This window comes from Planococcus salinus (genome assembly GCF_003719725.1).
GTDB classification, from domain to species: domain Bacteria; phylum Bacillota; class Bacilli; order Bacillales_A; family Planococcaceae; genus Planococcus; species Planococcus salinus.
Genome location: NZ_RIAX01000005.1, coordinates 1 through 14008 on the forward strand (window position 1 = coordinate 1; position 14008 = coordinate 14008).

Below are 14008 nucleotides of genomic sequence, written 5' to 3' on the forward strand. Positions count from 1 at the left end.
ACTTTCACCATCTAGATAGTTGCCATGCCTGGCACACCATAAAAAAGCTATCCGCGGCATGCGGATAGCTTCTCATATTTATAAAACAATCAGATCACCAAAAATTGAAATCAGCAACAGGCTGACTGCCCCCACAGAAAGAGCTGCAATCAATCCAATGTAAAACGGCTTGATGCCCATGCCTTTGAAAATTTTTAAATTGGTTGATAAGCCCACTCCTGCCATCGCGAGACCCAGCATATAGGTGGAACCGAAAGAACTCCAGAAACTGTAGAAGGATTCCCATGATGACGGGCTGAATAATCCGAACGCAGAACCGGTGGAGACGACTGTGGCATCTCCGACTGTCCGCATCAATGACAAAAATAAAAAGCCAAGGATGAAGACCGGAAACAGCTTGTACCATCTGGGCAATTGTCCCGCTGTGTCCATGCCGTTTTTCGTGTTATTCCTGAAAAACAAATAAGAGACAAAAGGGATTACCGCAATAATGAAAAGGTTTCGTGTCAATTTGGTGATTGTTGCCACATCTATGACCGTTTCCATGTTATACATTTGAGCGTAAATCAGAGCCGCTCCCGTGACTTGAGCCGTATCATGGATGGCTGTTCCAAGGAACAGACCTGCTTTAATCGGTTCTGTTGCAAAAAAAGCATGTGCCAAATAGGGATAAAACAACATTCCAATCAAGCCGAAAATTGTGATATTCGCCACTGCGTAGGAGATTTCGTCTTCTTTCGCTTTGATGACCGGCGCAGTCGCCATAATAGCTGTAACACCACAAATTCCAGTCCCATTTGCAATTAACGTCCCCAAGCGTTCTGATTGGTTCAGTTTTTTTGTGAAATACAATGTAACGAATAACCCCACCGAAATGCAGGCTACAATCAGCGGCAACCCCCATGCACCGAGCTTTAAAGCTTCATTCAGGCTTAAGCGCAAACCCAGCAGAATAATCCCAGTCCGAAGAGCATACTTTATGGCGAAGCCGATGCCCATCGAAAAGAGACTGGACACGCCAATTGTATTCCGGATGATGATTCCCAACAGAATTGCCACAAATATACCTGAGACTGGACTGGAGCTCCCTTCCGGCAATACGTCTGCCCTCACTAAAACGTAACCGATCAGTTCCGCACCATAGATTCCGGCCATCATTACAGCAAAACAAAGAGCCAATCCGGGAATCAAGCGGGCATGTGTATAACTTTTTATCGTTTCTGTCATGTTAATCTTCTCCTTGCAACCTTTATCAAATCGCATTTACCGTGTCTTCAAACAGACACAGTCATTATATTACCACTTATTCGGTAAAAATCAGCTTTCCTCCATGAAAAAACACTGGAAGCTGAAGATTTTCAAAACCGGAAAGTGCTTTCCGTTCAAAGATTTTGTAAATACACTGAAATTCAGTAAACACTAAATTTCCATTTATTGTTTAATAAAAGGGATTTTAGACCGTTATATAAATCGAAAATACCATATTTTGTTTAAAATATTTTTATCTGAATTTTCTAATAAAACTATTGACCTAGTAAGCAAAATAGATTAGCCTAAAGAAAAGATGTGCCATCTGCTGCGTTGTCCAACCACTGTATAGTCTCATTTTTTACTGGCCATCAATTATGGAAATCACATGAGGTGAGAAAAATGGCTGTTGATGGAAAAAAAATGGCCAAGGGCAAAAAGCGGCTGCTTGCTGTTTGCTTGGTTATTGTCACACTAGCTTCACTTTGTATAGTAGTTTTGTTGCCCAAAGCCACTAACACCATGAATGAGATTCACCAGCCGTTAGCACGCGACATGTCGGAAAAGCGGTTTGAGAAGCTGGAGTTGAAGGACAAAGATCCGATTTCGGTCTTGTTGCTCGGAGTGGATGAACGGGAAAATGATCAGGGAAGATCTGATACAATGGTGGTCCTTACCGTCAACCCTTCTGATCAATCCACTAAAATGGTCAGCATTCCGAGGGATACGTACACAGAAATCGTTGGACGGGGCACTTTGGATAAGATCAATCATGCGTATGCTTTCGGGGGACTGGAAATGTCGTTGGCTACAACTGAAAACCTTCTGGATATCCCGATTGACTATGTGGTCCAGTTGAACATGAAAGGCTTCAAGGATGTGGTGGATGCAATCGGCGGTGTCGAAGTGACCAATGATCTGGCTTTTGATGACTTCCAGGTGGGGGACATTACATTGAATGGAAATGATGCACTGCGGTATGTCCGTATGAGAAAACAGGATCCCGATGGAGACTTTGGTCGCCAGAACAGACAAAAACAAGTCCTTGACAGCATTATGGCCAAAGCTTCTTCCCTGGATGCAGTGCTCAATTATCCAAAGGTTTTTGATGCGTTGGGCGACAATGTACGGACCAATATGAGTTTTCGGGAAATGGTTCATGTCCAAAGCAACTACCGGGATGCCGCCGATACGATTGACCAGCTGTATTTTGACCAGGGATACGGTGAAACAATCAATGGCATTTGGTATTATATGATGGACGAAGAAGAACTGAAGGAAATCCGAAGCGTATTAAAGGAACATTTGAATATGAGCTGATTGCTTCATGCAGAAAAAAGCATTTCGAATGAGAAAATTCGAAATGCTTTTTATTATTTCCTACTTCACTTAGCAATTCATGCATAATTTTATATTCTTTATTATGCTGTCACTATACTCTTCCTTGGACTTTAAGCCGTCCTTTTTTTTGAACAGCCATTATTTCTTTAATGCAGAGAAGAACATATTCCAAGTCTTCCTTAGATATTAAATAATGCACAATCATTCTAATTTGTTTTTCTCCAATTTTTTTCACTTTTATATTCTTTTGCTTCAAGAAAAAAATCAAGTCATCAGCCAGTAAATCCATTTCATTAATTCGAAGCGAGATAATATTGGTTTGCACCTCATTTACACTGACTCCTTCAATCATGGCCAGTTTTCGGGCTATATAAGATGCTTTCCTATTATCTTCTGCCAAACGACCGATCATATGATCCAGAGCATAAATTCCAGGCGCGGCAATAATTCCCGCTTGCCTCATGCCTCCTCCGATTCGCTGGCGGTTCACCTTCGCTTCCCTGATGAATTCTTTGCTCCCTGCCAGCACCGATCCAAGCGGGCAACCTAACCCTTTTGTCAAACAGAATTGGACTGCATCCACTTGGCTGCATAGTTCTGATGGTTTTTTCCCTAATTCTACTGCTGCATTAAAGATTCTGGCTCCATCTAAATAGACTGGAATTCCATACGACTTGCCCAATTCTTTCATTTCTTTCATATTTTCCAACGATACTATCTGTCCATCATTCAAATTATAAGTATTTTCTAAGGAAATTAATCCTGTGCCAGCTTTTTGAATATCACGTATAGATATTGCTCTTTCCACTACTCCCGGATCAAAGTAACCCTCCATCACAGTAACCGGTCTAGCCTGGACTTGTGCTATTGCAGCCATGGCCGCCCCTTCTAAATTATAAATATGCGATTGGTCTCCAACAATCACTTCCTGTCCCCTTTGGACAAAGCTCATAATGGCAGCTTGATTCGCCATAGTTCCTGAAATAGTGAGAATCGCATCTTCCATTCCTAGAAGTTCCGCCGCTTTTTTTTCCAGTTCGTTTACCGTAGCATCTTCTTTCATAATGTCGTCACCTAATGAGGCTTTCGCAATCGCTTCAATCATCTCTGGTTTAGGTAAGGTGACCGTATCACTCCGCAAATCGATATTTCGCTCCCTCATAACCTTGCATCCTCTATATTTAGAGCGACTTCGTTTTCAGGAGCCGTTTCTTGTTCAAGCTCTTCATCTTCTTTACCAAAGAAACGATTGACGATCATGGCGATTGCTCCATCCCCTGCAATATTAGTAGCGGTACCAAAGCTGTCCTGAATCATAAACAAAGCAAGCATTAAACCGATTGCAGCTTCGTTAAACCCTAAAGTCGATTGCAAAATCCCAATTGCAGCAAGTGCTGAGCCCCCCGGCACTCCGACTGCGCCGACTTCAATTACTCCAAGGATGATAATGAAAGAAATAATTAATCCTACAGGCGGCAAACCTCCCTGTGTCAGCAAGGAGACTGTGATGGCACTGATTGTCAGCGTCATTGCTGCCCCTGACAGGTGCACATTGGCGCAAAGCGGCATCACAAAATCAGCAATCTTTTTGTTAATATATGGAACAGTTCGAGCCTGTTTGAGTGATACAGTCATCGTGACGGCACTCGACATGGTTCCCATGGCAGTGAAATAGGCAGGCAGCATTGCTTTGAACATCGTAAACGGATTTTGCTTGGAAACGATCCCCGCAATTGTGTATTCGGTAATCAACCAGACTGCCTGTAATAGCAGAATCAGCACCAGCATTTTTCCAAATACCGACATAGTCCCAAACAATTCGCCTTTTGCCGTCAAACCTGCAAAAATACAAGCAATAAAAAAAGGAATCGCTGGAACAATGAAACTCTTGATAACACGTTCTATCATATTTCTAAATTCAATCACGGCACCAGACAAGATCTTCGCTTCTCCCCAAGAAGAAGCCATGCCCACGACAATTGCCAGCACAAGCGCTGAAATAATTCCCATTATTGGAGGTATATCCAACTCCACAAAAGGCGCTCCAATTGTCGCAGCTTCCACTGCCTGACTAGCTTCCAGTGCAAAACCCGGTACTACCAGATAAGCTACAGCAGCTCCGAACATACAGGCCAGAATTGTATCAATATAGGAAATGCCAATTGTAAAACTTAATAAACGGCCTGCTTTTGAAGAAAACTCGGTAATACTTGCAGCAACAAACGCAAAAATAATAAGCGGGATAAAGAACTTAATCAAATTTCCCAATAGAACATTTCCCGTCTCCGTTAGACGGATCATCCACTCAGGGCCAAAAAAACCAATTAAAATACCTGCGCCAAGCCCTATTAACAATTTCGGAATAAGTCCAAGTTTCATCGTTTCTCCTCCAATCGATAATCGTAGTTCTTCTTCCCTGATCCTATGTAGCTCTCAGCGTTCCTTCATAATCTACTTTTACATTTCTGCAACCTCCTCATGAAAAATATTTAAACAATTATAACACTTATAGACAGAATTAAACGAAAATTTTAAATATTAGTTTAATATAAACTTCTCTTTTCTATGGAGCTTAATGCTAAAACTGTTTTAACGAATATTTTTCTATAGTACTTGAAAGAATCTGAGCATAAAAAAGCCAGCGATGAGTCCAACCTACTCATCACTGGCTATTCGGTAACAATCTCTTCCATCTTTCTTTGAAGCATACATCGCCTGATCGGCAACTCGGGTAAGTGAAGAAAAACTGCTTGTGGGACGGGCTATGGCGATTCCCATACTGGATGTTACGCGAAGCGTCTCTTCGTTGACATGCCAGGGAGCCTTGAAAGCCTGCCGAAACTTCTCTCCTGAGGCGGCTGCCAGTTCTTCTGTTTCCACCTCTGACAGCAGCACGATAAACTCATCACCGCCAAGTCGTGCAGCAATATCCCTTTCTCCTACTACCTCCCGTAGCCGGGACCCGAATTCCTGAATGATACCATCCCCTGTTTCATGGCCGTACCGGTCATTTATGTCTTTGAAGTTATCAATATCAAGAACCATAAGAGCAAATGTTTCCCCTGTTTCATGGAGTAAAGCAAATCTTTCAGCCAACCGATTTTCGAAAAAACGGCGGTTTGGCAAGCCTGTCAGGGAATCATGATACGCGAAATATTCGAGTTGCTCCTCGTATTCTTTCTGAAGCGAAATATCCCGGGCTATTGTCACCATATAACTGAAATGTTTTTGTTCATCAAAAACCGGCGACCATATCACTTCCGACCAAATCCACCCTTTTGTTTTATGCCTGATCCGCAGCTGCATTTTTTTCGGCTGACGGCTTTCAATCGCGTTCCAAAAATTTTCTTTCAGCAGAGACTTATCTTTGTCATGAGTATTGTGATAAGGAGGTTTGTTCATCAATTCGGTGTTCTTATATCCGTATATTTCTTCTGAAGAAGGAGAAACATACAAATACTTGCCCGTATCACTCATCAGCACAATGACGTCGTGGATGTTTTCTGCAATAATCCGAAAGCGTTTTTCGCTTTCCCCGAACTTGGAAATCATTTTATCCAATTCCCTCATATCTTTCAAAATTGCATAAACTCCCACTATTTCCTGATGAACTTCAATCGGCGAAAACTTGATCAAACAGCCGATTTCTTCCCCTGATTGGTGCATGACGTTTATCCGGCAATCTTCCAGAATCTCTTTGATCGAACGTCGAAAACAGTGCCATGTACGGTCTGCATCTCCGGGAGAGATGTATCCGACTAGATCGGTTCCCATCAATTCATCCAGCTTGAAACCCGTCAGATCTTCAGCTGCCGCATTGCTGCCCACAATTTCCCCCTGCAGGTCCAAAGTAAAAATCGCGTCTGCGTTATGATGAAACAAAGACCGGTAACGTGACCGGCTTTCCTCTAACCACTCCCTCGCTTCCTTCCCTTCGACTTTTGCCAGTTTTTCTTCTGTTATATCTTTCACCACCCCGACAACGTGAGTGCAGCTGCCCGCCTCATCGAAAAGAGGAGTCAACCGGGACTCTGAAAAATGTTGGTGCCCTGCAGGAGACGTATACGAATCTTCGTAAACATAACTTTCCCCGGTCGCCAATACGTTCCTGTACTGTTCCTCTAAAAATTCAGCTGTTCTCTTTGAGTGGTTTTCCTGAAACGTTTTACCAAGTGCCGTTTCGTCCAAATGGGTTTTCTCGAAGGCTGCTCGATTTATAAAATCATAAACGAAAGCAGCATCCTCCCTTACTGCTACAACAAACACCATTTCCTGTACCCCATCCATCAAAACCTGCTTCATGTCCAGCGTCACTGACTTCTCCACAAAATACATCCCCCTTACTTCCTCTGTTGAAAAACGTTAGCGCCTTCTTCTTTATTTCCCGTGAAATCATCGGATTCCACCGGCTCTTTGTCCGGCTTTTAACATCAGCAACAGAGCCCCGCCACGAATTGTTCGCTTCGCAGCCTATTGTAAATAATTGCTGGCTGCCGGGGTGAATTTTTTCGCCTTTTACTTTACATTATCTTTACTGTACCAATAAAACACCTTCTATATAAGTTGATGTTACATCTTCCACTTTTTTTCCTAAAGCGATAGGCCTTGACCAATCACCGTTGCCATGCTGAATTTTCCGCAAGCGAGAACCCATTGTCCTTTTTTGAGTGCCTCTCGAGCTTTTTCCCGGGGTTCCAACGTACTTACGGTTCCATTATAAGTCCTGTTTAAATGCTGATTCTGTCAATAAACCGGCGCTTTGTTTTATAATGGAACCAAGTAAGGGAGATGAGTCCATGTGTTTGATTAATTTTCAATACAAATCGCATCCAAAGTACAAATTAGTGATTGCAGCAAATCGGGATGAGTTTTACGGCAGACCTACCGCTGCCGCACAGTTCTGGGAAGAAGAACCGAATATTCTGGCAGGACGTGACTTATTGCAGAATGGAACCTGGCTCGGCGTCACAAAAAACGGGCGTTTTGCGGCTTTGACCAATTTTCGCGACCCTTCTGAAATGGACCCCCGGAAAATTTCAAGAGGAATGATTGTCCGAAACTTTCTGGCCGGCCACCAATCACCGGAAGAATTTCTGAAGACGCTGAACAAAGAAGACTATACCGGCTTCAACGTCCTTGTCGGTGATACAAATCACTTGTTCTACTACAATAACCTGCAGGGAGATATTACTGAAGTTCCGCCGGGAACACACGGTTTAAGCAATCATTATTTGAACACCCCCTGGCCGAAAGTCGTCAAAGGCCGAAAGAATTTGGAGGCCTATTTATCTACCACCGGGGAAGTGCAACTCGATTCGTTATTCCATATACTTTCTGATGCTGAACAGGCTCCGGACTCCCATTTACCCGAAACAGGAGTCGGCCTGGATTTTGAACGCAAACTGTCATCCATTTTCATCAAAACGCCCGATTACGGCACACGCTCTGCTACAGTGGTCTTGGTCGATCATGACAACCATGTAACCTTTGCAGAACGAACGTATGAGAAAGGAGAATTCAAAGAACAGAAAACCTTTGAATTTACAGTTCAATAAACAAGCAAGCCCCTGGTATTGGGGCTTGCTTGTTTACTCAAACGACACACTCATGCTTTCCAGTAAGCGCTTGTATTCCGGATACCACTCGTTCCACTCCTCTTCACGACGGAATTCTTCATTTTCGAGCACAGCTTCAATTGTATCCAGGCACACATGCCAACCGGCGAGATCTTTCGGTGTGTGCGGTGTCAGTTTATTGATCGTTTCAATGAGGCGAAGCTCCGTACTTCCGTTTTTCGGTGTCAACTCGAACCGCACATCGTCTTCTCCCCATTCAAAAGCCATCACTTGCCCTTCCCTGTAATCCGTAATGGCCATATTTTCTACTGTACCGTCTCCCATATCAAAAACGATCAACCCGTCTTTCCCCAGCTTTTCCACTTTCAGTTCAGAAAACCATTGCTGCAGCTTGTCATTCTTTGTCAGCATATCCCAGACTGCTTTCACGTCATGCTTTAATTCACGCTTGAAAGTCGCTTTGAACCCCGGTCCTTTTCGGACAATCTCCGCTCTCATCCCGACTCCTCCTTCACGATTCGATTTTGTTTTTACTATACCGCAATCGAAGGAATGTTACTCCCCCGGGCCGGGTATACATGCCGTAAGGAGTTGGTTACTATGAGATTGGGATACGCCTGTATGAATACCGAACTGAAAACCGTTTTCAAAACATTGCGCGTGGCTACAGCTGAAGCGCAAGGCACAGGCAAAATAAAAGAACTGACACTGAAAAATATGGAGACGACGCTGCAGATTATTCAATGGAATTTAGTGAACGACATCTATTTTTACAGAGCTTCCAGCTCGATTGTCCCTTTGTCGACCCATCCGATCAATGACTGGAAATGGTGGGAAGACGATGATTTTTTGTTTCTGGCGGGGCAAATACGGGATCTGGTGGAAACCCATCAGATGAGAATATCGGTTCATCCCGGCCAGTACACAGTGCTGAACTCCCCAAAACAGGAAGTGGTGGAAAAATCCATTCTGGATTTGGAATACCATGACCGGTTAATCACTCTGCTCGGGGGATCCGATATCATTCTGCATACAGGCGGCGCATACGGCGACAAAGAACAAGCCAAAATCCGCTTTGCAGAAAATTATCGTACTATGCTCTCCGACAGCATCAAACAGCGGCTGAGACTGGAAAATGACGACAAAACATTTACGCTGCGGGATGTGCTCGATATCCACAAGCTGTGCGGAGTGCCGATCTGTTTCGATATTCATCACCATAATTGCAACAACGACGGAGAAGCCGTCGATTTTTCCGAAATTCTGGCAACATGGGAAGGCTTCGGCACACCCAAAATTCACATCAGCACCGGCAAGGAAGGGTTTACGGATTTAAGGCACCATGAACTGGTATCCCAGAAAGATTTCCAGGAACTTTTGGCTTTATTGAACGGCACCGATGCCGACATTATGTTTGAAGCAAAATTAAAAGAACAATCAGTTCTCCCTTTTGTCAGGGAACTGGAGAAAAAATAACAAGAGGTGGAGAAAAATGAATCATTTTTCTCCACCTCTCTTATTTCAAAGCCTAAAGCCAGTTTGTTTTGTTACTAAGTTAATTTATCCTTCCTCCAAAGAATCGGCTGCAGGAAGGTACAGTTTGAATATGGTTCCTTTCCCTTTTTCCGAATCGACTTCGATAGTGCCATTCATTTGATGAATGATGCTGTAGACAACCATCATGCCGAGACCTGTACCTTTTGTTTTTGTCGAGAAGTAAGGTTCGCCAAGCCGCTGAACCTGTTCTTTCGTCATGCCGAGACCTTCATCTTTTATCTCAATAAGAATGGATGATTGCATGTTTGAGACGCCAATGGAAAGCGTCCCACCTGTGGTCATCGCTTCAATGCCATTGCGGATGATATTGACAAGCGCCTGATGAAACTTTTGGCGATCTGCCACGACACGGCACTTCTCACAAGTGTGGAGGAGCTGGAGCTCGACGTTTTGCCATGAGGCATATGGCTTTGTCACCTTTATCACTTGGCTGATTTCCTCATCCACCATAACAGATTCTAATTGCCCGTAAGTCGGTTTCGCAAACACCAGGTAATCGTCAATAAGACTTTCTGCATCGTTCAGCTCTTTTAATATGATGTCATGAAACTCCACTTGCTTATCCCGATTGTACTCATGACTTTGCAGCAGCTGCACGAATCCCTTGATGCTTTGCATCGGATTCCGGAGTTCGTGCGCCACTGACGCAGCAAAATGGCTCACGGTTTCAATTTTTTCGTGCTTGACCAGTGAATTCAATAAATACTCCTGGCGTTGAATATGTTCGATCAATAAAGCAGTCAGTACGATGATTGTACCGTGATTCAGCATCAGTATTAACCATATACCAATAAGATCGTGAATGGGATCACCGAAAAAGACATATCCCGCCACCAGATTAAACAGCAGCGATACAATCGTAATGCCAAATACCAGCAAAGTCTTGCTCAATTGCTTCATCCGAAGATATTGTGGACGCAGCAAGGGAACCCCAACGGCGATGAGGAGCTGGTTCAAGATGGCGATGTACATGCCGTCCCCTCCAATGAAGACACGGCCGATGGCAGATACCAAAAACAGCACAGCACTGACCAGCGGACCGCCGTATAATGCTCCTACGATCATCGGCACCTGCCGTAAATCGAATATATAATCATCTGTCATAAATTGATAAGGGAATATCATGCAGAGAATGATGGAAATCGAAAACAGGATCGTCAGCATTACACGGTGACTGACAAAAAAATTGCGCTTGCCGGTAGCGGCAAACATTTGGTACAGGATAATCGGGAAAATGATAAAAAATATATTGTTGATCATCCCTGTCATCATTTCGAACATAGCTTACACTTCCTTACTCGTTGACTAGCGCCATTCATTATACAATAAAAAATAACTCCGGAGTCGATACTTTCAAGTAATTTCACCAATGGTCTTTGGTGCCATTTTCGGCTGGCCTGAAACAATCATCTGTTTCTTCCATATATGCTTTCACTTTTTTTAACGTCCGCTCCCGCCTTTTCTTCATTCCTGCCAGTGAAATGTTGTGAGCTTCAGCCAATTCCACCACGCTTTTGCCATTTAAAAAGAGTTCGTCCAGCAGCAGACGCTCGTTTAAAGTCAACGGGGCAGCCTCCAGCCATTCCGGCATTTCCTCCGCCACCGGCAGAGGATCTTCCAGCCGCTCAAATTGTTCATTTTCTGCGATCAGCATCCGCTCCGCCAAACGAGATTCGCGCTTCAGTTCATCCAGCATAGCGCCTTGCATACTGCGGTAAGCAAAAGGAGTGAAATTGCCTTTCTCTTCATCAAATTTCCGCCAGGCCTGCCACAAGGCGATTTTTCCGACTTGCCGGAAACCGTCGTAGTCGCGGTAAATGTGAAGTTTACGGATCAATGCCGAAATCATCGGTTCATATTGCACCAACACTTTTTCAAAATTCTCCATCTTTTTTCCTTCTGAACGTTCCTGTATTTCCCGGGTTTGTTCAGATTACGGCAAGAAACAAAAGCCAGCCACTTTCCATACGTGCCGTTTGTTCCAGTGAAACAAGATTTTTAAGGAATGAAACAAAGAGTTTCTGAAATTTAAATGTCAAAAAATAGTTTATTTTCAGAAAAAATACTATTGCTAGAGATAGGGTCAAATGGTAGAATTTTCTTGTAGTCCGAAAGGGGAGTCACTTGTTGAGGAAACATGATGAACAGTTAATCGATCGATCCGCATTAATTTTAATGTCCGTCTTTGAGACGGAACGAAAGTCGAAAGTAGTCACAAAACACGGGGAATATTATTCACGGTTATCTGCACTGGGATTGATCGACAAAACATGTATGCTGTATGCGTCAACTTACGAAGGGCGCGTCAAAGCGACTCGGCATAACCTGAAACAGCATAAAAAAACACCGATTCTCATTTCGACCGATGGGGTGGCGGCCTATCCAACCAAGTCTCCGTTTCATCCCGATTGCGTCTGGGTCTTCGACCAGGATTACCGAATGGAAAAGTTAACTCCCACCAAAACACGCCTTATCTATGATCAGCATAAAATCTTTGTCGATGTGGATGTGTCAGTACAGACCTTGAAAAAGCAGCGAACACGCATGTATGAAATGTTGTACTTCTATATGAAAGTGAGCGAGAGACAAAATACATAGTCCCGTATGGCGAATCTGAAGATCATTTCATAATTTCAGTTAAAAGACACCTCTCTGTGGATTGGGACAAACCCAAGTTGCAGAGAGGTGTCTTTTCGTTATTTCTATTAACTTCTATTCTTCTCAGCTTAGCCGCTGTCGATTTTCACTACTACGCTGCATCATCCCTCATGAGCAAAAAAGCGATTTCAATTTCCCATTTGTCCAAATCCGGCTCTTCGTCAGGATCCGTTAAATAGAACTCAAAACGGCCGGTCCAAATTTCGTCCTCCCCTTCCCACCTTTTATCAAATTCCAATTCTTCTCTTTTTGACCATTGTTCCAGCACTTCCAGGGAATACTCCAATAGGTCCGGATGCCCCCGGTGCTTGGCTGTAACATAGGAACCACCCGGAATACTGCTGGCAATGATCCGGCTATTGCCTGTTACCATCCGTTCAACAGGAACGCCCACTTCCAGCTCGTAATTTTCATCGATTCCACCGATCACCCAATACCGGTAAAAAGGTGGTCCCACCGGTTCGATGTCTTTCCGGTCGAGCCAGTCAAAAATCTCACTGATGAGTGCATTCACTTTATCCCAGTCCAGCAAGGTTGCATAAATCGGAATCCCAACGTAAGGCTGTTCTATCCGCTTTTCAATAATCGGTTCCGTCATGTATTTCTTAATCACCTTCAGCCCTCCCCATTTCGATTGTAAAAAGATTTGTATTAAGGAAAATTCCCTTTTCCGACCGACATGAAACCGCCATAAATTTTCGGTTGTTTAAGATTGACAGAAATCACCAGAAACCGTACGCTATTATTTGTGACCGATCGGTTACCCTTTGTGACTGAACGGTTTTAAGGAGGTAAACATGGACAAAAGAGAGGAACTATTGAAACAAGCGATTCGGTTGTTTTCAGTCAAAGGATTTCATCAGGCGTCTGTAAACGAAATTGCCCAAGCTGCTGGAATTTCGAAAGGAGCGTTCTACAAACACTTCGATTCCAAAGACTCCATTCTTGTGGAGATTTTTAAGGAATATCATGAGGAAAATGTTGCGCTCACCAACGCACCGGATTTTTCAAGCGACTTGAGCAGCAAAGAAGTCTTTACAAAAAAGCTCGCTTTTGAAATCGAACGTGTCCTCGAAAATCAGGATTTCTTCATCATGGTCTTCAAGGATATGCCGACCGATGGCAATGAGCAACTGGCTTCGTTGCTCGAAGAATCACGGATTGCTTCAACGGAACTACATATGGAAAATATTTTGGAAGCATACGGGTCCAAAGTGCAGCCCCTCCTGTCTGATCTGGTCGCTGTATTAGAAGGGATCATGAGAGAGTACCTGATGGCCATGATTCTGACGAAAAAAGAACTTTCCGTCACCAAATTAACGGATTTCATCGCTTCATGCATGGATGCAATTGTCGACCAGATAGACCGGATTGACCCGGTACTCACAGCAGGAAATTCTTTTTCCCCTTCACTCGAAGACCGTTTGGAGGCAGTTGAAAGAAAGATTTCCAGATATTCCTCCGAACCTCTAAAAAAGCTGTCTTCGTTGAAGCGGTTGAAAGAAGAGCTCGAAAAAGATGAACCCGAAACGTTTCTTGTTGAAGCATTGCTCGTTTACTTAAAACAGGAAAAAGAGCTGGAACAAGAACTACTTCTCTTAGAGAAGCTAATTTGAAGGAGTGTACAG

13 protein-coding genes are annotated in these 14008 nt (G+C 43.6%); 5 read left to right on the plus strand and 8 right to left on the minus strand.

The features are described 5' to 3' along the window. Nucleotides 1-78: 78 nt before the first annotated feature. Entirely contained in the window at nt 79-1227 is a 1149-nt protein-coding gene (locus EEX84_RS08275) for a YeiH family protein (RefSeq protein ID WP_123165165.1), read from the minus strand. A gap of 423 nt (nt 1228-1650) precedes the next feature. Between EEX84_RS08275 and EEX84_RS08280 the strand changes: the two genes are divergently transcribed. Next, nucleotides 1651-2568, plus strand: a complete 918-nt coding sequence (locus tag EEX84_RS08280; RefSeq protein ID WP_123165166.1) for an LCP family glycopolymer transferase — start codon at nt 1651-1653, stop codon at nt 2566-2568. 112 nt (nt 2569-2680) lie between these two features. Here EEX84_RS08280 and EEX84_RS08285 read toward each other — a convergent pair whose 3' ends face one another. The 3 genes from EEX84_RS08285 to EEX84_RS08295 all read right to left on the minus strand — a co-directional run bounded on the left by EEX84_RS08285 (nt 2681) and on the right by EEX84_RS08295 (nt 6915). Next, nucleotides 2681-3751 (minus strand): threonine aldolase family protein, encoded by a 1071-nt coding sequence (locus EEX84_RS08285; RefSeq protein WP_123165167.1) that lies wholly within the window; start codon nt 3749-3751, stop codon nt 2681-2683. Further along, entirely contained in the window at nt 3748-4968 is a 1221-nt protein-coding gene (locus EEX84_RS08290) for a dicarboxylate/amino acid:cation symporter (protein WP_123165168.1), read from the minus strand. The genes EEX84_RS08285 and EEX84_RS08290 overlap by 4 nt, the downstream gene beginning before the upstream one ends. 276 nt (nt 4969-5244) lie before the next feature. Next, nucleotides 5245-6915, minus strand: coding sequence for a sensor domain-containing protein (locus EEX84_RS08295; RefSeq protein ID WP_158599094.1), 1671 nt, complete (start codon nt 6913-6915; stop codon nt 5245-5247). Nucleotides 6916-7385: 470 nt separating this feature from the next. Between EEX84_RS08295 and EEX84_RS08300 the strand changes: the two genes are divergently transcribed. Beyond that, nucleotides 7386-8144, plus strand: a complete 759-nt coding sequence (locus EEX84_RS08300) for an NRDE family protein (protein WP_123165170.1) — start codon at nt 7386-7388, stop codon at nt 8142-8144. 33 nt (nt 8145-8177) lie between these two features. On the opposite strand, the gene EEX84_RS08305 is transcribed toward EEX84_RS08300, so the two are convergent. After that, nucleotides 8178-8663, minus strand: a complete 486-nt coding sequence (locus tag EEX84_RS08305) for an SRPBCC domain-containing protein (protein ID WP_123165171.1) — start codon at nt 8661-8663, stop codon at nt 8178-8180. Between the two features lie 102 nt (nt 8664-8765). On the opposite strand from EEX84_RS08305, the gene uvsE reads away from it, so the two are divergent. Next, nucleotides 8766-9641, plus strand: coding sequence for a UV DNA damage repair endonuclease UvsE (uvsE, locus tag EEX84_RS08310; RefSeq protein ID WP_123165172.1), 876 nt, complete (start codon nt 8766-8768; stop codon nt 9639-9641). 84 nt (nt 9642-9725) lie between these two features. Here uvsE and EEX84_RS08315 read toward each other — a convergent pair whose 3' ends face one another. Together EEX84_RS08315 and EEX84_RS08320 are read right to left on the minus strand one after the other, a co-directional pair. Continuing rightward, nucleotides 9726-11003: a sensor histidine kinase gene (locus tag EEX84_RS08315; protein ID WP_123165173.1), complete on the minus strand. Its 1278-nt coding sequence runs from the start codon at nt 11001-11003 to the stop codon at nt 9726-9728. 82 nt (nt 11004-11085) lie between these two features. Further along, nucleotides 11086-11610 carry a sigma-70 family RNA polymerase sigma factor gene (locus EEX84_RS08320; RefSeq protein WP_123165174.1) on the minus strand — a complete coding sequence of 175 codons (525 nt, stop codon included), beginning with the start codon at nt 11608-11610 and terminating at the stop codon, nt 11086-11088. A gap of 239 nt (nt 11611-11849) precedes the next feature. Between EEX84_RS08320 and EEX84_RS08325 the strand changes: the two genes are divergently transcribed. Beyond that, on the plus strand, nt 11850-12320 hold the full coding sequence (locus EEX84_RS08325) for a competence protein ComK (RefSeq protein WP_123165175.1): 471 nt from the start codon (nt 11850-11852) through the stop codon (nt 12318-12320). 151 nt (nt 12321-12471) lie between these two features. On the opposite strand, the gene EEX84_RS08330 is transcribed toward EEX84_RS08325, so the two are convergent. Then, nucleotides 12472-12993 (minus strand): GyrI-like domain-containing protein, encoded by a 522-nt coding sequence (locus EEX84_RS08330; protein WP_123165176.1) that lies wholly within the window; start codon nt 12991-12993, stop codon nt 12472-12474. A gap of 184 nt (nt 12994-13177) precedes the next feature. Between EEX84_RS08330 and EEX84_RS08335 the strand changes: the two genes are divergently transcribed. Further along, nucleotides 13178-13996 (plus strand): TetR/AcrR family transcriptional regulator, encoded by an 819-nt coding sequence (locus tag EEX84_RS08335; protein WP_123165177.1) that lies wholly within the window; start codon nt 13178-13180, stop codon nt 13994-13996. The last annotated feature ends 12 nt before the right edge of the window (nt 13997-14008 follow it).